Consider the following 17,876-nt stretch of genomic DNA (forward strand, 5'->3'; position numbering starts at 1 on the left):
TATTCACAACTGCGGGTTCTTGCTGGCGGCGAACGAGAAGGGAAGAAATTGGCGTTCTTCGCCGTCTCAAAGCGGTCCTCAAATGGTGCGTTAGGTAATTATAGAGAGCGCCCTGCTCACGTATCTAAAACCGTTCATTTTCCGCGTGGGACCCACGGCGGAAGCCGCCCTGTGGACGTCTTAGTACTTCAGATTGCTCAATGATAAGGCGCCCCTCTAGGTGAAAGAGGGCGCTATTGAAATTGGCATCCTGCTCATTCGAAGGACCCTAGGCTCCATTTTTGTGCGATCAGTCGCGGATCTCCGAAAAAGGTCTGGGTCATCGTGAAAACTGAAGGTGGGTCGTTGTATTAATTCCACAACGACTCATGGCTTTATGACACGCACCATTTCAGTTTGACGTGAAAAAAGTTCACTCCAGGATGAAAACCTACGTCAACCCTGATCAATCCCAGCTCAACGCACCGCCGGTCTGGTACTCGATCACGCGGGTTTCGAAGAAGTTCTTTTCCTTCTTCAGGTCCATGATCTCGCTCATCCACGGGAACGGGTTGCTGGTGCCCGGGTATTCTTCCTTCAGGCCGATCTGCGACAGGCGACGGTTGGCGATGAACTTGAGGTAGTCCTCCATCATGGCCGCGTTCATGCCCAGTACGCCGCGTGGCATGGTGTCGCGCGCGTATTCGATTTCCAGCTGGGTGCCCTGCAGGATCATCTGGGTGGCTTCTTCCTTGAGCTCGGCATCCCACAGGTGCGGGTTTTCGATCTTGATCTGGTTGATCACGTCGATGCCGAAGTTCAGGTGCATGGATTCGTCGCGCAGGATGTACTGGAACTGCTCGGCCACGCCGGTCATCTTGTTGCGGCGGCCCATGGAAAGGATCTGGGTAAAGCCGCAGTAGAAGAAGATGCCTTCGAGCACGCAGTAGTAGGCGATCAGGTTGCGCAGTAGTTCCTTGTCTGTTTCCGGGGTGCCGGTGTCGAACTTCGGATCGGAGATGGCGCGGGTGTACTTCAGGCCCCAGGCCGCTTTTTTAGCGACCGAAGGGATCTCGTGGTACATGTTGAAGATCTCGCCTTCATCCATGCCCAGCGACTCGATGCAGTACTGGTAGGCGTGGGTATGAATCGCCTCTTCGAAGGCCTGGCGCAGGATGTACTGGCGGCATTCGGGGTTGGTGATCAGGCGGTATACAGCCAGCGCCAGGTTGTTCGCCACCAGCGAGTCAGCGGTGGAGAAGAAGCCCAGATTGCGCATCACGATGCGGCGCTCGTCGTCGGTCAGGCCTTCGGGGCTCTTCCACAGCGCGATGTCGGCGGTCATGTTGACCTCTTGCGGCATCCAGTGGTTGGCGCAGCCGTCGAGGTACTTCTGCCAGGCCCAGTCGTACTTGAAGGGCACCAGCTGGTTGAGGTCGGCGCGGCAGTTGATCATGCGCTTTTCATCGACCTTCACACGGGCGGCGGAGCCTTCCAGCTCGGCCAGGCCCTCGGCGATGTCCAGGCTGTTCAACGCGGCCTTGGCACGAGCGACCGCCGCGCTGTCGTTAGCGCTCACTTCGCGGGCTTCATGCGCGGCGGCGTCGCCAGCGCTGTCGAGTTTGTCCATGGCGCCGGCTGGTGCCTGGCTGCCATTGGCCTGTGCGGCATCGCCGTCGTCTTTATCGAATTCGTCCCAGCTCAGCATCGGGGTTCGCTCCTGCTCGTGGCCGCCGAAACGGCCAGGTTAATTTGGAAGACTGCCGCGCCGCTCTGTTGAGCTACGGCGTCGGCGCAAGGAATCTGGATATTGCTGTTATGCCTGTGCAAAACCGCAAGGCGCACCGAATAACGTGAACCCCTTTAGCCAAGGCGAATAAAACCGCCAGTCGGTTTAAATAACCGCTGTTTCGAGGCGCATGGTTGGGTCCCTTTGTAGGACGTGCAGTATACGGAAAAGTACGGCCAATTGCGCGTATTGACATGAGATTTTGATGGCATAAGCCAATCGCCTATGGCCGAAAAAATCTATATGTGGTGGCTTGCGCTTATCTCAGGCACAGGATGCTGTGGTTGGTACCGATCACGATAGAGCCGTCAGTCGGGCTCGATGAGGCCTTGGATGCATCGGCGAAATATCGCTTCCAGCGGCTGATAATCGCAGTGCACTGCTGAGATATTTGCGGCTTTCCATTCGTCTGGAAGCACAGATGTCCAGTCCACCGTATGACCCGTGTGAATGATCAGGTGATCGAATAACACGCGTTGTGCCCGGCCATTTCCTTCACGGAAGGGGTGGATCATGTTCAGCTCACCGAACAACTCCGCAACAGCTGGTATGAGTTCCAACCTGGGCAGGTTTTCGAACCAGTCGTCTCGGGCCGCTTGCGCAAAAAGCCTGTCTGCTTCGGCGACGATCCGAGTAGCTGTACAGAATCGGGTTTGCTCCTTGGCAATGTCCACGCTGCGCAGCATTCCAGCCCATGCATACACGTCTTCAAACAGCTGCCTGTGCAGACCCTGCCAATAAGCCAAATCATAGGGAGCAGGTTGAAATTCAATTCGGCCTGCAGCGATTGCGGAGAGATCACGCTCGGCGTCGCTCAACCAAGCGGCATCGACGATATCCAGGCGATTGCGCAAGATGCCGGTGCCGGGATAGCAATAGGTGTCCTGGCCAACCCCGTATTTATCCATTATTCCGCACGGGCGTTCGAGCGGTACCGCTTGAGTACTTCTTCGCGGGAAGGTAACGCCTTCGTCGCGGTGTCGTCAGGTACGTCGAAGCCTTCGAGACGCAGGCTGGCAGCGTAATTTGCCTGACGGATGCGGGCGTAATAGGCACGTTTTGCTTCTAGCGAAAGGGGCATGACCTAGTCTCCAGAGTGACGTCCTGATTATATGACAGGGTGGCTTGCATGGCCATGAACGAACAGGGCGCCCGAAGGCGCCCTGCAGTCAATCAACCACGCTTACTGACACGCCTCGCAATCCGGCTCGTCGATAGCGCAGGCCTTCGGCACCGGGGCGGGGCCGGCGGGTGCTGCAACCTCGGGGGCTGCGTGCAGCGCGCCGTCGTTGCCGCTGGATACCGCGTTCAGCTTGCCAGTGCTGATGGTGGACTTCTCGGTGCTGGTGGCAGCCAGGGCACGGAGGTAGTAGGTGGTTTTCAGGCCACGGAACCACGCCATGCGGTAGGTCACGTCCAGCTTCTTGCCCGAAGCGCCGGCGATGTACAGGTTCAGCGACTGGGCCTGGTCGATCCACTTCTGGCGACGGCTGGCCGCTTCCACGATCCACTTGGTGTCCACTTCGAACGCGGTGGCGTAGAGGTCTTTCAGCTCTTGCGGGATACGCTCGATCTGCTGCACCGAACCGTCGTAGTACTTCAGGTCGTTGATCATGACCGAGTCCCACAGGCCGCGCGCCTTGAGGTCGCGTACCAGGTAAGGGTTGATCACGGTGAACTCGCCCGACAGGTTCGATTTCACGTAGAGGTTCTGGTAGGTCGGCTCGATCGACTGCGACACGCCGGTGATGTTGGCGATGGTCGCGGTGGGTGCGATGGCCATGATGTTCGAGTTGCGCACGCCTTTCTGCACACGCTCGCGCACCGGTGCCCAGTCCAGGGTTTCGCTGCGGTCGACTTCGATGTACTTGGCGCCGCGCTGTTCGATCAGGGTTTCCAGCGAGTCCAGTGGCAATACGCCCTTGGACCACAGCGAGCCCTGGAACGTCTCGTAGGCACCACGTTCGTCGGCCAGGTCACAGGAGGCCTGGATCGCGTAGTAGCTCACCGCTTCCATCGAACGGTCGGCGAAGGTGATGGCCGCTTCGGAACCGTACGGGATGTGCTGCAGGTACAGCGCGTCCTGGAAGCCCATGATGCCCAGGCCCACAGGGCGGTGGCGCAGGTTGGAGTTGCGTGCCTGCGGTACCGAGTAGTAGTTGATGTCGATCACGTTGTCGAGCATGCGCACCGCGGTCTTGATGGTGCGCTCGAGCTTGGCGGTGTCCAGCTTGCCGTCGACGATATGGTTCGGCAGGTTGATCGAGCCCAGGTTGCAGACCGCGATCTCGTCCTTGTTGGTGTTCAAGGTGATTTCGGTGCACAGGTTGGAGCTGTGGACCACGCCCACGTGCTGCTGCGGGCTGCGCAGGTTGCACGGGTCCTTGAAGGTCAACCATGGGTGGCCGGTCTCGAACAGCATCGAGAGCATCTTGCGCCACAGGTCCTTGGCTTGCAGGGTTTTGTAGACCTTGATCTTGCCGTATTCGATCAGGGCTTCGTAGTACTCGTAGCGCTCTTCGAAGGCCTTGCCGGTCAGGTCGTGCAGGTCCGGGGTTTCCGAAGGGGAGAAGAGGGTCCACTTGCCGTCTTCGAACACACGCTTCATGAACAGGTCGGGAATCCAGTTCGCGGTGTTCATGTCGTGGGTGCGGCGACGGTCGTCACCGGTGTTCTTGCGCAGCTCGAGGAATTCCTCGATGTCCAGGTGCCAGGTTTCCAGGTACGCGCACACCGCGCCCTTGCGCTTGCCGCCCTGGTTCACTGCCACGGCGGTGTCGTTCACTACCTTGAGGAACGGCACAACGCCCTGGGACTTGCCGTTGGTGCCCTTGATGTACGAACCCAGCGCGCGAACCGGCGTCCAGTCGTTACCCAGGCCGCCAGCGAACTTGGACAGCATGGCGTTATCGTGGATGGCACCGTAGATGCCCGAGAGGTCGTCCGGCACGGTGGTGAGGTAGCACGACGACAGCTGCGGGCGCAGGGTGCCAGCGTTGAACAGCGTAGGCGTGGAGGCCATGTAGTCGAACGACGACAGCAGGCGGTAGAACTCGATCGCACGCTCGTCGCGGTTCTTCTCTTCGATGGCAAGGCCCATGGCCACGCGCATGAAGAACACCTGGGGCAGCTCGAAGCGCACGCCATCCTTGTGGATGAAGTAGCGGTCGTACAGGGTTTGCAAGCCCAGGTAGGTGAACTGCTGGTCGCGCTCGTGATCGATGGCCGCGCCCAGCTTGGCCAGGTCATAGTTGGCCAGCTCAGGGTTCAGCAGCTCGTACTCCACACCCTTGGCCACATAGGCCGGTAGTGCCTTGGCGTACAGGTCGACCATTTCGTGGTGAGTAGCGCTTTCGGCAACCTCCAGGAAGCTCAGGCCTTCGGCGCGCAGGGTGTCCATCAGCAGGCGGGCGGTGACGAAGGAGTAGTTCGGCTCACGCTCCACCAGGGTGCGGGCGGTCATCACCAGGGCGGTGTTGACGTCCTTGAGGGCCACGCCGTCGTAGAGGTTTTTCAGGGTTTCGCGCTGGATCAGCTCGCCGTCCACTTCCGCCAGGCCTTCGCAGGCTTCGGTGATGATGGTGTTCAGGCGGCCCATGTCCAGAGGCTCGAGGGCGCCGTCGGCGCGGGTCACGCGGATGCTCGGGTGCGGCTGCGCAGGTTGGCCGGCGTTGCTGCGGCTGGCACGTTCCTTGGCGCGCTGGTCGCGGTAGATCACGTAGTCGCGGGCGACTTTCTGCTCACCGGCGCGCATCAGGGCCAGCTCTACCTGGTCCTGGATTTCCTCGATATGAATGGTGCCGCCCGACGGCATGCGACGGCGGAAGGTCGCGGTGACCTGCTCGGTCAGCCGTGCCACGGTGTCATGAATGCGCGAGGAAGCCGCGGCGTTACCGCCTTCCACTGCGAGGAACGCCTTGGTGATGGCCACGGTGATCTTGTCGTCGGTGTAGGGGACGACCGTACCGTTACGCTTGATCACGCGCAGTTGGCCGGGCGCGGTGGCGCTCAGCTCCTGAGCGGAGCCCACGCCCTGAGGCGCCTGGCCTTGCGGGTTCTCGCGAGTGGTGTCGGTGTGCATAGGTTCTCCACGATCTTGATGTAAATTTAGGCGCGGCAGGGTGGCTGCCGTTCCATGCGAAGCACGACAACCGACGAAAGCGACCTGGCCGTAAAAGGCCATCAGCCGGCTTGGCCGGTATACAGCGACTTCAAAAAATAAGGAGGTGCGACAGGGCGCCTCCGTGGCAAAACAGGTTGGTAGCCAGCGCGCGCAGGGGCGCCTGGCGGCCCGTCTTCAACGACCAGGGAATGACCGCGAAAAGGGCTTGAAATTTCTATGAGAGTTGTGTTCAAGCGAAGCGGCGAACCACTACATGTAGTGGGTTTAGCGCCAACGGGCTACACGATAATGCGGTTGGCCGGTCATTGCAACATGAAGAAATGTGGATAAGGTGTGGGCAAAATGTGGGGGAAATTCTGCGCCCGGCTGCGGGCCGCGCCGGCTGCGGGTTGTAGGCGTTACTCAGGAAAATCGCCGCTCGTCATCTAGGGCGGAGATACAAACCAGGCTCAGCAATCGGCTGCCCAAGACGCAAAACTGCCCTGGCAGTTCCGTGCCGTACGTCCAGCCAGCGCCCAGGTCGGTGAGCAGCCGAAGCCGCGCCTTGCCGTCATGGGACCAGCCCAGCACTTCTGCCGCTTCGAAATAAAAACGCTGGCGCACGAGGGGGTAGAGGGCCTTGAACAGGCTTTCCTTCAGTGAAAACGTGAGCGTGATCGCCAGTGCGGCCTGCGCCGGATCCGTGGGCAAGCGCGCCAGCTCGGCGGGGGTGAGTATTTCCCCGGCCAGGCGTTGGGCGCGGTCGGGTTCGAGCAGCGTTTCCACATCCAGCCCCAGCCCACGCTGGTAGCCTGCGGGCGCAACGATAGCGGCGGCCCAGCCCTGGCCATGGGTGATCGCACCGGTAACGCCCTGGGGCCATACCGGGGCGCGATCCTCGCCAATGGGAATATCCAGTTGGGGCAACCCAAGCTGCGCCAGCGCGGCCCCTGCGCACAGGCGGCCGGCCAGAAATTCGGCCTGACGCTTGGCCACCGAACGCTCGATGCTGGGGGGCTTGAGTATGCCGCTGCGCTGGAAGTCGTCGGTCAACAGCCGTGACGGTTCGAAGCCACAACTGGCGAACGCACTGCCTGCAACCGGCAAGGGCAGCGGGCAGTGGTCGGCCAATGGTGTGCAGCAGGCGGGGTGGAAAGGCATATCGGTCATGGCGGGTATTGTGCCGCCACGCCTGGCCTATAGGAAGCTTCGCGAGCCGGATTCCCAGCTGAGTGGGAGCGGGGGGCCGGCCATCCGGCGCCAGCTCGCGAAAATTTACTATTCGCGAGCTGGCGCCCGCTTCCCACAGACTGAACTGAATCCTGTAGGAGACGGGGGGCCGGCCATCCGGCGGAGCCATAGGCGGAGCTCGCGAATAAGGGCTTAAGAAAACCGCTGAAGACAGTTGCTTCCCACAGGGTTGGAGGCCTCCTGCCAAGGCCCGCATGGGCCCTGTAGGCGAGTGCTATCGCCGGATGGCTCGCACCGCCGCTTAGAAGAACACCTTGACCAGCAGGCTGGCGGTGTTCTGGTCGGTGTCAAAGTACGGGGTGTCTTTGATCCCGTACTTGTCTTTCCAGTAGTCGTATTCGATGCCCACGTACAACTGGCGGTCGGCCATGTTCAGCACCTTGCCCAGGTCGTACTTGATCTGCGGGTTGAAGTGCAGGTTGGCGTGGTAGTCGCCACGGTTGTTGCTGTCGTTGCCCACTACCCAGTCCATGAAGCCGTCGATCAGCACGTCGGACTTGCCCACGGGAATGGTGTAGGACCATACCGGGGTGATCTGCCATACGTTGTCGCCGGCGCGCGGGCCGTCGGTTATGCGCTTGTAGAAGTTCAGCTGGAAGTAGTCGAAGCCTGGCACGTCCAGGTCGAAGCCGGGGCCGAACAGGTAGGACTCGTTGTCGCCCTCGCCGAACTCGTAGGTCAGCGCCAGCAACACGTCTTTCACCGGGCCGAACTTGATCGGGCGGTCGAGGATCTTGCCGGCCGAAAGACGCGGGCTGAACTCGCCGTACAGGGTGCTGTTACCCGAACTGGAGGAAGCCTTGCCGTTGAAGAAGATCTTGTCCACGAACAGGAAGTTGTCCCCGTACTTCCACGAGTCCGCGTGCTCGAAGGTGAAGGTCTGCTGTATTTCCGGGTCTACCGTAAAATCCCGCCCGTTCAAGTAGGTCAGGCTGTTGCTTTGCCATTGCAGCCAATCGCCCGCCGCCTGGGCATTGCCTGCCGCCAGCACAGTGCCGGCGACCAGAAGGCTGGAAAGGGTACGGTTCATTGAAAGCTCCCTGGTGATTACAGCGGCGCTGCATTGGCGCCGCCTGGATAAATGTGCTGTCCGATCGGTCAGGTTCGCTGGCCGCCAGAACCCTATAGCAATTGCTGCGCCAGCTTCTGGCCTGAGCCCTGCGCAGCTGTCCGACAGGTCAGGAAAGCCGCCATTTCGCGACATGAGTCAGGCAGCGCGGGCCCCGAGCAGGCATCGCCAGGCAGCGAGCAAAGGGCGCGCAGCATAATTAGGAGCATTCTGAAAGGCAATCGCCCTATGACGGGGCGTATGCAAGAGGGGTTTCAGCGGCTTAGGCGCCTGGGTACAGGCGCGCCTCGATTCGCGTTTGCGCCCGTTGCGATCCAGGCCCAGGCACCCGGATGCGCCTCAGGCCCGAGTCAGGCATTGATGTGCGAAGGATCCAGCAGCCACTGCTCGGCCAGCGGGAAGAAATGCTCGTCACAGTTATTGCCCGGGCCGCTGCGGTCCACCACCAGAAAATCGTCGAGCGGATGCAGCGCCAGCACCGGGTGGTGCCACACCCCTCGGTGGTAATTCACGCCCTGGCGGCCATCGCTGAGAAACGCGCGAATGGCCTCAGGGTCAGGCTGTTGCGCAACTGGCGCCACTACGATCAGAAATGGGTGGCCCAGCAGCGGCACGAACGCCTGGCTGCCATGAGGGTGGCGTTCCAACATGGTGACAGGCATCGGCATGCTCAAGGCCTGCGCCCGGAAGATGCTGATGATTGCGGTGTCTTCAGGGCCGCTCAGCTGTACATCGGCCAGCCGGTGGTAGCGCTCGGTGGAACCGTTGTTGATCAAAAAGTGATCGCGCCCTTCGGTGGCGATCACATCACCGAAAGGTGCAAAGGCTTCGCGGCTCAGGGGCTCGATGGTCAGCTGGCGCATGCAGAGGGTCTCCGGATATAAAAGCGCGGCTCAGCGCGCGGGGCGGCCGATCACCCGCAGCCGGCTTACGCCGCCATCAGGGAACACGTTCAGGCGCAAATGGGTGATCGGGCCCAGGTCGCGGATCTGCTCGGCAAAGTGGTGCTCCTGGTGCATCTGCAGCTTCTGGCTGGGCAGCAGCTCGCGCCAGAACAGGCTCTGGGTTTCGATCTGGCTGTCGGTGCCGCCTTTCACGAAAGCGGCCTGGATCGAGCAGCTGTCCGGGTAATTGCCCTTGAAGTGCAGGGTGTCGACCACGATCTGCTCCACCGTGCCGGGGTGGCCCAAGGCGATGATTACCCAATCGTTGCCCGGCGTACGGCGCCGCGCGGTTTCCCAGCCATCGCCCATGTTCACGCCGCGGCCGGGGTTGAGCAGGTTGCTCATGTGGCCGTAATGCTGGTCGGAACACGCCAATGCGCGGCCGCCGTTCAGCGCCGCGGCCAGATCCAGTGGCTCGTCGCCGGCGCCTGACCAATCCACGGCCGGTATGCCATGCACGCGCAGCCGTGCCACTCCACCGTCCGGGTAAATGTTGAAGCGCAGGTGGCTCACCGGTTGTTCATGGCTGATAGCGTGATAGTGGTGGCTGTTGCCTTGCAGTTCTACCGCTGGTAGCACTTCCGCCCAGACGGTGTGCTCATCCGGGTCGCCGCTGGCCAGGTAGCAAGCCTCCAGCGAAGCCGAGGGCGGGAAGTTGCCGGTGAACCACGAGGTATCGATATCCACGCCCTTGAGGGTGCCCGGCACGCCGAGGCGGATCACCGCATGGTCGTACCCTTCGAAGCGCTTGCGACGCGATTCCCAGCCGTCCATCCATTTGCCGTTGTCATCGAACACGCCTTCTTTCCACACCGCCGGGTGCGGCTGGAACAAGCGGTTCACGTCGGCAAACCAGTCATCGCTTACCGAAAGCGCACGGGTGCCGAGGCGGGCATCGGCCAGGTTCAGGTATTTTTCGAAGGGTGCGGCGTAGGCTTTCATGCGGTTGGGCCTTGAACAGTTAGAGGGCGAGAAGGCGGAACAGGGCGATCTTGTTGATCTCGGCCAGGGCGCAGCCGAACTCTACTTCGCGGGTGTGATGAATGCGTGTTTCGAAAGCGGCAAGAATCTGATGCCGGTCGCTGCCCTTCACCGCCATGATAAAGGGGAATCCGAAGCGGGCCTTGTAGGCATCGTTCAGCTCCGTGAAGCGGGCAAACTCCGCCGGCGTGCACAAATGAATGCCCGCGCCAGCCTGTTCGCTGGTGCTGGCGGCGGTAAGTTCGCCGGCCACGGCCGCCTTGCCGGCGAGGTCCGGGTGGGCGTTGATCAGGGCCAGCTGGCGAGCGCTGTCGGCAGCCAGCAGCGTTTCGCTCATTGCCGCATGCACGGCTTCGATGCTGTTCAGCCCTTGGCCTTGCAGGCGGTCCCAGGTATCCGCCGCTACCCATGGGGAATGCTCATAGAGGTCGCCGAACGCCGTGATGAAGGCGTCCCGGTCCAGATCCCCGCAGGGGAGCGTAGTAAAAGCAGTCATGGAGCCACCTGCGGCTGGAAGGGGTGCGTGGCGTGCCAGTGGCGGGCGATGTCCACGCGCCGGGCGAACCACACCCGCTCGTGGCTTTTGGCATAGTCGATGAAGCGACGCAGGGCGGCCAAACGTGCCGGTCGGCCGATCAGCCGGCAATGCAAGCCGATGGAGAGCATTTTTGGCGCCTCGGCGCCTTCCTCGTACAGCACGTCGAAGGCATCCTTCAAATACTGGTAGAACTGATCGCCATTATTGAAGCCCTGTACCTGGGTGAAGCGCATGTCGTTGGTGTCCAGGGTATAGGGGATCACCAGGTGCGGCTTGTCAGCGGGAGAGGTTGGCTCCCAGTAGGGAAGGTCGTCATCGTAGGTGTCCGAATCATACAAAAAGCCACCTTCCTCCATCACCAACCGGCGAGTGTTGGGCCCTGTGCGCCCGGTGTACCAGCCCAGCGGGCGTTCGCCGGTGAGTTCGGTGAGAATGTCGATAGCCTTGAGCAGGTGCTCGCGCTCCTGGGCCTCGTCCATGTACTGGTAGTCGATCCAGCGGTAGCCGTGGCTGCAGATCTCGTGCCCTGCGGCGACCATTGCCCGAATGACGTCAGGGTGGCGTTGCGCGGCCATGGCCACGGCAAATACGGTAAGCGGGATGCCTTGTTGCTCGAACAGGCGGAGGATGCGCCATACCCCCGCGCGGCTGCCGTATTCGTACAACGACTCCATGCTCATGTTGCGCGCGCCCTGCAAGGGCTGCGCGGCGACCATTTCCGAGAGGAACGCTTCGGACTCCTTGTCGCCATGCAACACGTTTCGCTCGCCGCCTTCTTCGTAGTTAAGTACGAAGGACAGCGCAATGCGTGCCTGCCCCGGCCATTGAGGGTGGGGAGGATGTTCCCCGTAGCCGACGAGATTTCGAGGGTAGTGGGCGCTCACGACGGGTTCCTCTGGAGGGGGCGATAGGGGTCAATTGCCAGGGTTTTTCCAGCTCGGGTATCCTGCCTTGGCAGCCCTGTGGTTGCAAGAAACTTGCCCATGTGGTCAGTTTTTTGCAACCCTTGCCTTTACGCCGAGTTTGGCTCACGCAAGGCAAGGCCGCTGCCCTGAAGCGGTGCGCTACCTAACCGAAGGAGGCCCTTATGGGGCGTTTGACCACACATGTACTGGACGCCAGCAGAGGCTGCCCGGCCGTTGGCATACCGGTAAAACTGTACCGGGTGGAAGGCGAGCGGCTGGAGCTGCTGGCCCGGACCGTCACCAACGACGACGGCCGCTGCGACCAGCCGCTGCTGGACGGCCCCACCTATGTCACCGGGGTGTACCAACTTCATTTCGAAGCCGGTGCCTACCATCGAGCCCATGGTGTTGAGTCACCGGGCCAGCCTTTCCTCGATGAAGTAGTGCTGCGCTTTGGCATAAACGCCGAGCAGGCCCACTATCACGTACCGTTGTTGCTGTCGCCCTACAGCTATTCCACCTATCGCGGCAGCTGAGCGCAGCGGTATCTACCACCGCGGCGGCTCAGGCCCTCGCACACTGCGGCTCCTTTCACCCCGGAGCCGCAGCCATGAACGAACTCGATAGCCTGCTTGACGTCATCCCCCTTCCTGAAACCCAGCATCCGATAGCCAACGAACCCCAAGCGCATGCCGCCGCGTTCATCGCCGCGTCGCTCCTGGACGCCGAGGCGCCGGTGGATTGGCTGAACCGGCTGGCCGATACGCTGGAAACGCTGGGGTTGGGCACCGAACAATCCGACGAATTCGACCAAATTTCCCCTTTTATCCGTGCTTATCCCGAGGCATGGCGGGCAGCGCTAACGGCGGCCCAGCGGCAACAGGCCCAGGCGTACGCCGAACTGCTGCCGCTGGGCAGCCAGCCGGACAGCTACCCACGGCAGTGGCTGCTGGACCAATGCCAGGCCCAGGTTGATCGCCTCGTTGCTCGCTTCGGCGAAGAGGCCCCCGGTGATGTCCGGCTTGCCCCCTTTAAATCGGCTCAGTCGCAGCGCCAGTCAGCGTGGCGGCAAGCGCACGGGGTGCTGGCCGGTATCGACGATGCAGCCGCCCTACGCGAACAGGGCGAGGCGATTCAAGGCATCATCCGCCAGGCGATGCTCGCGGAAGTGCAGTTACAGTGTGAAGAAGGGCAATTGCCCACGCAGGTACTGGCCAGGTTCGAACCCCTGCTGGCCACGGGCAGCGCCCCCGTACTTGCCGTGCAATGGCAAGGCGCCGACATCCACCGGGCCTGGATTCTCACCTCGCAGACCGAGTGGGCAGCCAACCTGAGCACCTTGCCTCTGCTGTTGTGGGTGCAAGGGGAGGGCGGGGGTTTGTTCTATACCGAGGCACGGGAGGCGCTTCGAGAGCGGCTGGCGTTCACCTTGGCAGCGCCGTTTGCCACGGTGTTCGGCCCTGTTGCGAGCGAGCGGGAAAGCGACCCCGCTGACCTGGTGCTGACGCCAGTGACGGGTGGGTTGACCGCAGCAGTCGATGCGCTCATCGAGCACTGGGCGCTGCGGCTGGAGGCTGCCGAGCCGGCGCAGGTCGAACAGGTATTGGACGAAGCCCGTAGCGCGCTGGCGGTGCCTGTGGATACCACACGCCAACTGGCGTTGGGCGCAGTCGAGCGGCAATGGCAGGCGGACGCCCTGGCGCACCACCTGCCAGCCTGGCTACTGTCTCGCAGCGCCCAGGAGCGTGAGGCGGCCAGCCATGAGCTTGAGGCTTATCATCAAGCGGCGTCGGAGCTGGAATACTGGCTCAGCGAACAGTTGCCCGAATTCCCTGCCTTCGCCGGGCGCTTGCTGGCCGAGCGCATCGAACGCGACCTGGGTATCGTCATAAACCTCGACGATGCGGTGCTTACCCGGCCGGTCAGCGTGACCTTTCACTGGTTCGGTCCGGGTGCTGTTGTGGAGCCCCCACCAGAAGGGACGTTCCTGCTGCCGCTCGACCCCGAACCCGCCGAAGGCGGCCTTCGATGGATCCCCAGCGATGCCTGGGAAACCATGACCTTGACCCAACTGGCCACCGAAAGCCTGGACGCCTCCGACGAAGCCGAAACCGAACGGCTGAACATGGCCCGCTGGAACGTGGAGGGCCTTTCGGCAGCTTACTTGCTGCGTGTGCTGCCGGCGCTGGACCCGCTCAAGCAGTACGAACAACTGTTACAGGAGCTGCTTGATCCCGCCCTGGCCGAGCGCGCGGACCGGTTGCGCCTGCCTTACGAGCGAGAACTGGTATGCCAGGCCCGGATGGCGCACTGGCAACACCGCTTGAGCGGGGCAGGCATGGCCATGGTGCACACCGCTGTGGCCATTCACCACGCAAGCGACCTTGGCGCGCAAGGCTTGCGCGTGCATTGGCTGGTGATCAACACGGGCGAAGCGCTCGGCCGCACGCTCGAAGGGGGCTGCGCGCTGGTTGCCGATAATGGCGGGCGCACAGTGCTGTGCCTGCCGGGGGCGCCCGCCGGGTATGCGCTGTTGGAGCGTGATTCCCTGGAAGCCGCGATGCGCGCGTTGTGCGACGGCATTCGGATAAACCCCGAAGTCGCTGATTATGTGGCGCATCGGCTGGGCAGCGAGCCGCTACGCGTGTTGTCCTATTTGCGCCAGGCCGCGCAAAGGGGATATGAGGGCTACCTGAGTGCGCCGGCAAGCCTGGACCAAACCCTGGTGGCCGTGCAGTTGCACGATCGCCGCGCGTGGCTTCAAGCCCGCGCGGCCAACCTGGGGCGCAGCCAGCGCCAGGTGCTCGAAGCGCGTAACCTGGCCGCCCATCAGCGCCATCTGGGGTACCTGCGTGCCGGCCTGGCCGTGTTGCCTGGCGTGGGCACGCTTCTGGGCCTTGAAGATATCTATGACAGCAGCCGTGTCGCGGCCGCCGCCTGGCACCAGCAGGACCCGGACGCGCTGGGCGCGGCGGTGCTGGGGGTGGCCGGCGGTGTGCTGGACGTGCTGCTGAGCGCGATACCGGCAGCCAGCACCATGGTCGGCCTGCGCCGGGCGATACGCGCTCACGTGCGGCTGCGGGGTAGTTTGCAGGCAGGCCGATCGGCGTTCGCCGGCTACGAAGCGCCGCTTCGCCTGCGTGATGGCGTGCCGTTGACGGGGCGCGATGCGGGTAGCTGGCGCGTTGGCGGCCAGCAGTATATCTGGCAGGACGGCCGTGCCTATGCTGTGTACCGGCGCCCTGAAGAACACACCCTGCGCCTGCGCGCTACGGCTACACGCCGATACGAAGCCCCGGTGCGCCGCGACGGTGAGCGCTGGGTCATCCATGCCGACGTTGGCCTGCGAGGCGGTGGCGGCAAGCTGACTGATGCTGAGCAGGTATTCGCGACCTGGGGGCCGGGTAGCCTCTATCCGAGGTTCGCCCGCACCACTCGACAACGCGCATTGCAGCGCGGGCGCGAATTGCTCGAGCAGTACCAGTTTCCCACTGAGCGCCATGCCACTGAGTTCGCCTGTGCCTACCTCGCAGACGGTACGGCCCCGGCCTGGGCGCTGCGTTATCGCACCGGCGCGGGCGCCGCGCCCGCGCCGTCCAGCCCGGGGCAGGGGTGGCAAACGGTTCGCTGGACGCTGAGCGAAGGGGACGAAGTAATCCCCGGCGTACTGGGCGGAGAGGTAAGCGTACGCTTCTTCCAGAGCGCCCGGCTGCACAGAAGCGTGCGTTGGGATGGGCACTATTATCCTCTTCTGCCGAGCGAGGGCAGTGTCGGCACCGCGCGATTCATCGCACCCTCCGGCCGGCCCCCCGCGAACCTGCAGGATCTGGACGACCTGATCCGGGAAGGCCGGGGCCCGGTGCGGGTACTGCTGGGCCAGAACCGCTCGCAGCCGCCGCAGGTATTGGGAGGCTATACCGAAACCTTCACCGACCGGCTTGCCCGGCGCTTCCCGGACATGGTCCCCGGTAGCCGGGAATCATGGGCCCAGGCCATTTATCACCACGCCGACCCGCAGGCTCAGAGCCTTACGCAGCGTCGCCTGCTCGCGCTTGAGGGATTGATCGAGGACGCTGTGTCCGACCCGTTGCAGTCGCTCGCGGTACGACGTATTGATCAGTTGGAAGTACCCCTGGTGCGGCGCGATGTGCCCAACCGTTTCGATCAACTGCGCTGGGCGCTGAACCCTGCCGAAGAGCAGGCGATGCGCCGGGCCCTGGCGTTCGACAGCGTTCCCGCAGCACAGGCGGCAATCGGCCACATGATCAGTCGACGGGGCTATCAGGTGCTGCTCGGCCACGCCACCTCCCTACGCTACCTCATGGTGGTACGAAACCCTCGGACCACACGAATCTATATTCTGGTTCAGCATACCGCCACTGGGCCGCTGCAAATGCAAGGCAACAATGGCGTCAACCTGCTGAGCCCCGCCTGGATGGACCTGTTCATCTCAGGCGTCAAAAGCCCCGAGCTTGCCGGGCTGTTGCGCAATGCCAGGGCTGAAAATCGACTGCACCCCTTGTTGGGCGGCGTACTGCTTGACGGGCCGGGGCCTGAGCTGGTGTGGGAGCACATCCGTATGCCCTCTGCGGTCCAGGGTGGCCCCCTGAACGCGCGCAGTTGGCGGGACACCGCTCGGGCGTTGCAGCCTGGGGATCTGGAAACAGCCCCGGGGTCTGGCCTGTATCGTCGCGAAGGCGAGCCTCTGGTTCAAGGCGCCAGAGTGGAGGGGCGCTGGCTACCGCTGTTCCCGGCGCAAGACAGCAACGGCATCATGCTTACGCGCCCCTCGGGGCTCCCCTCACCCTTGACATTCGAGGCGCTGGAGGCCTGCCTGCGAGAGCGTTTCGGGGAGCAACCCTGGCTGGTTTCCAAAAGTGCACTCGAATGGACGGTTCGCCGGCCACTGTTCCTCGGGGCACTGGACCGGCAGGTGAGCCGCGCACGGCCGGGCATCACTCGGCATAGTGCCCTCAATGCCGCCCGGGCGATCTTCGAGCGGGCGCCAGGCCTCGACCATGCCCGCCTGTTGCGGCTTGAACACATAGTGGCCAGCTGGGTAGCCGATAGCAGTATGTTCAACGAGCTCGCCGATCCCTTCCTGATGTTGACCCGCCAGCAACCCGCGGGGCTACAAGGGCTCGGCGGCTGGCAGCTCCCACTGCCGGCAGATGTACCCGGCACGGGCACTGCAGTGGAGGTTGTGTATCTTCAGCCGCTGGAAGCCCACACCCGGAACCTGGTGGCCGCGCTGGCCCGGCCGCGGATGCGGCATCATGCGCCGAACGTGATCGATGACATGCTCACGCGTTATGGCCTGGTGCTCGATCACCGTTTTGGCGGATTCGCTCAATACCGGCAAGTGTCCACCGGCCATGTGTATCTGGTTGCCTTGCAGGTGAGCGAGGGCGCCGTGACCGAGGTAGCGCTGGACGGGGGCACGCGGGTGTTGTCCGACGCCTGGATCGCCCAATGGTATTCACGCCTGGAGGGCACTGCGGCCGAGGTGCTGCAACAGGCCATTGCGCAACGCCGGCTGGTAAGGGTGGTAGCGACCCTGCGCCTGGGCGCAGACATGAACGGGCAGGTAGCGATACAGCGCCTGGCTGATTTCTGATCAGCGCTGGCTGAGCAAGGCCGCCGTGCCAGCCGTGGCGAACAACGCCGCACTGGCACGGTTGAACCACCTCTGGCCGCGGCCGCTGCGCAGGTAACTGCCGGCGCTGCGCGCCAGCAACCCGTAGCCCAGTTTGCAGCACAGGTCCAGCACCGCCCAAGTCACGATCATTACCGCCAACTGCACCCCCATCGGCACCTGGGTACTGATGAACTGTGGCAAAAATGCGGCGAAGAACAGGATGTCCTTGGGGTTGCTTGCGCCCAGGGTGAATGCCCGGCCAAACAGCGAGGCGAAGCCCGCTTGCGCTGAGGTGCTCGACGCCATTCCTGACGCCGGTGCACGTGCCTGGCGCCAGCTCGCCCACGCCAGGTAGAACAGATAAAGCGCGCCGGCCAGCTTCAACGCTCCAAATACGGTGGCCGACGCCGCCAGCAGCGCGCCCAGCCCCAGCGCCGAAGCACTGAGCAGGCACAACGAAGCGCTCACCCCGCCGACAAACGCCGGCCACGCACGGGCAATACCGAGGTTCAGGCTGTTGCTGACCATCAGCAGGGACAGCGGCCCGGGAATGACGATTACCACGAAGGCGGCGGCGGCGAAGAGTAGCCAGGTATCAAGGTTCATGGAGGGCTCCAGAGCGGGAAGGAATTATCGCCTTGCCGCGAACTTTGGCAAGCTGCGGCGCCCGCTCTGGAACA

13 protein-coding genes are annotated in these 17,876 nt (G+C 62.9%); 2 read left to right on the plus strand and 11 right to left on the minus strand.

Translation table 11 applies throughout. From position 1 onward, the window contains the following. Window positions 1-445: 445 nt before the first annotated feature. From AC3Z8Y_RS06235 to puuE, 10 genes are all read right to left on the minus strand, one after another. Entirely contained in the window at window positions 446-1,687 is a 1,242-nt protein-coding gene (locus AC3Z8Y_RS06235) for a ribonucleotide-diphosphate reductase subunit beta (protein ID WP_181118877.1), read from the minus strand. A gap of 389 nt (window positions 1,688-2,076) precedes the next feature. Beyond that, on the minus strand, window positions 2,077-2,679 hold the full coding sequence (locus AC3Z8Y_RS06240) for a Fic/DOC family protein (protein ID WP_490089948.1): 603 nt from the start codon (window positions 2,677-2,679) through the stop codon (window positions 2,077-2,079). Beyond that, window positions 2,676-2,849 carry a YhfG family protein gene (locus AC3Z8Y_RS06245; protein WP_490088909.1) on the minus strand — a complete coding sequence of 58 codons (174 nt, stop codon included), beginning with the start codon at window positions 2,847-2,849 and terminating at the stop codon, window positions 2,676-2,678. Before AC3Z8Y_RS06245 ends, AC3Z8Y_RS06240 begins: the two co-directional genes overlap by 4 nt. Window positions 2,850-2,951: 102 nt before the next feature. Continuing rightward, window positions 2,952-5,849, minus strand: a complete 2,898-nt coding sequence (locus tag AC3Z8Y_RS06250; RefSeq protein ID WP_490088910.1) for a ribonucleoside-diphosphate reductase subunit alpha — start codon at window positions 5,847-5,849, stop codon at window positions 2,952-2,954. A 444-nt stretch (window positions 5,850-6,293) separates the two neighbouring features. Then, the gene (locus tag AC3Z8Y_RS06255) at window positions 6,294-7,040 is read right to left on the minus strand and encodes a 4'-phosphopantetheinyl transferase family protein (RefSeq protein WP_490088911.1); all 747 of its coding nucleotides are present in this window, start codon (window positions 7,038-7,040) and stop codon (window positions 6,294-6,296) included. Between the two features lie 322 nt (window positions 7,041-7,362). Then, window positions 7,363-8,151 (minus strand): outer membrane protein OmpK, encoded by a 789-nt coding sequence (locus AC3Z8Y_RS06260; RefSeq protein WP_490088912.1) that lies wholly within the window; start codon window positions 8,149-8,151, stop codon window positions 7,363-7,365. 389 nt (window positions 8,152-8,540) lie between these two features. Beyond that, window positions 8,541-9,053 carry an ureidoglycolate lyase gene (locus tag AC3Z8Y_RS06265; protein ID WP_490088913.1) on the minus strand — a complete coding sequence of 171 codons (513 nt, stop codon included), beginning with the start codon at window positions 9,051-9,053 and terminating at the stop codon, window positions 8,541-8,543. A 30-nt stretch (window positions 9,054-9,083) separates the two neighbouring features. Beyond that, window positions 9,084-10,076 carry an allantoicase gene (alc, locus tag AC3Z8Y_RS06270; protein ID WP_490088914.1) on the minus strand — a complete coding sequence of 331 codons (993 nt, stop codon included), beginning with the start codon at window positions 10,074-10,076 and terminating at the stop codon, window positions 9,084-9,086. 19 nt (window positions 10,077-10,095) lie between these two features. Further along, complete coding sequence (uraD, locus tag AC3Z8Y_RS06275) at window positions 10,096-10,611, minus strand: 2-oxo-4-hydroxy-4-carboxy-5-ureidoimidazoline decarboxylase (protein WP_490088915.1); 516 nt, start codon at window positions 10,609-10,611, stop codon at window positions 10,096-10,098. Next, the gene (puuE, locus tag AC3Z8Y_RS06280; RefSeq protein ID WP_490088916.1) at window positions 10,608-11,537 is read right to left on the minus strand and encodes an allantoinase PuuE; all 930 of its coding nucleotides are present in this window, start codon (window positions 11,535-11,537) and stop codon (window positions 10,608-10,610) included. Before puuE ends, uraD begins: the two co-directional genes overlap by 4 nt. Window positions 11,538-11,740: 203 nt before the next feature. On the opposite strand from puuE, the gene uraH reads away from it, so the two are divergent. Both uraH and AC3Z8Y_RS06290 read left to right on the plus strand, forming a co-directional pair. Continuing rightward, window positions 11,741-12,094 (plus strand): hydroxyisourate hydrolase, encoded by a 354-nt coding sequence (gene uraH / locus AC3Z8Y_RS06285; RefSeq protein ID WP_490088917.1) that lies wholly within the window; start codon window positions 11,741-11,743, stop codon window positions 12,092-12,094. A gap of 74 nt (window positions 12,095-12,168) precedes the next feature. Beyond that, window positions 12,169-17,175 (plus strand): dermonecrotic toxin domain-containing protein, encoded by a 5,007-nt coding sequence (locus AC3Z8Y_RS06290; RefSeq protein ID WP_490088918.1) that lies wholly within the window; start codon window positions 12,169-12,171, stop codon window positions 17,173-17,175. Here AC3Z8Y_RS06290 and AC3Z8Y_RS06295 read toward each other — a convergent pair whose 3' ends face one another. Next, window positions 17,176-17,802 carry a LysE family translocator gene (locus tag AC3Z8Y_RS06295; protein WP_490088919.1) on the minus strand — a complete coding sequence of 209 codons (627 nt, stop codon included), beginning with the start codon at window positions 17,800-17,802 and terminating at the stop codon, window positions 17,176-17,178. It abuts the gene before it with no gap. Window positions 17,803-17,876: the final 74 nt, after the last annotated feature.

The sequence above is a fragment of the Pseudomonas sp. 3MAES_34.3B genome (genome assembly GCF_058145875.1).

Excerpts from the sequence above, each read along its gene's own strand:
- AC3Z8Y_RS06245 (WP_490088909.1), bottom strand. The coding sequence starts at position 2,849 with ATGCCCCTTTCGCTAGAAGCAAAACGTGCCTATTACGCCCGCATCCGT.
- AC3Z8Y_RS06260 (WP_490088912.1), bottom strand. The coding sequence starts at position 8,151 with ATGAACCGTACCCTTTCCAGCCTTCTGGTCGCCGGCACTGTGCTGGCG.
- AC3Z8Y_RS06295 (WP_490088919.1), bottom strand. The coding sequence starts at position 17,802 with ATGAACCTTGATACCTGGCTACTCTTCGCCGCCGCCGCCTTCGTGGTA.
- AC3Z8Y_RS06235 (WP_181118877.1), bottom strand. The coding sequence starts at position 1,687 with ATGCTGAGCTGGGACGAATTCGATAAAGACGACGGCGATGCCGCACAG.
- AC3Z8Y_RS06265 (WP_490088913.1), bottom strand. The coding sequence starts at position 9,053 with ATGCGCCAGCTGACCATCGAGCCCCTGAGCCGCGAAGCCTTTGCACCT.
- AC3Z8Y_RS06255 (WP_490088911.1), bottom strand. The coding sequence starts at position 7,040 with ATGACCGATATGCCTTTCCACCCCGCCTGCTGCACACCATTGGCCGAC.
- alc (WP_490088914.1), bottom strand. The coding sequence starts at position 10,076 with ATGAAAGCCTACGCCGCACCCTTCGAAAAATACCTGAACCTGGCCGAT.
- uraD (WP_490088915.1), bottom strand. The coding sequence starts at position 10,611 with ATGACTGCTTTTACTACGCTCCCCTGCGGGGATCTGGACCGGGACGCC.
- AC3Z8Y_RS06290 (WP_490088918.1), top strand. The coding sequence starts at position 12,169 with ATGAACGAACTCGATAGCCTGCTTGACGTCATCCCCCTTCCTGAAACC.
- uraH (WP_490088917.1), top strand. The coding sequence starts at position 11,741 with ATGGGGCGTTTGACCACACATGTACTGGACGCCAGCAGAGGCTGCCCG.
- AC3Z8Y_RS06250 (WP_490088910.1), bottom strand. The coding sequence starts at position 5,849 with ATGCACACCGACACCACTCGCGAGAACCCGCAAGGCCAGGCGCCTCAG.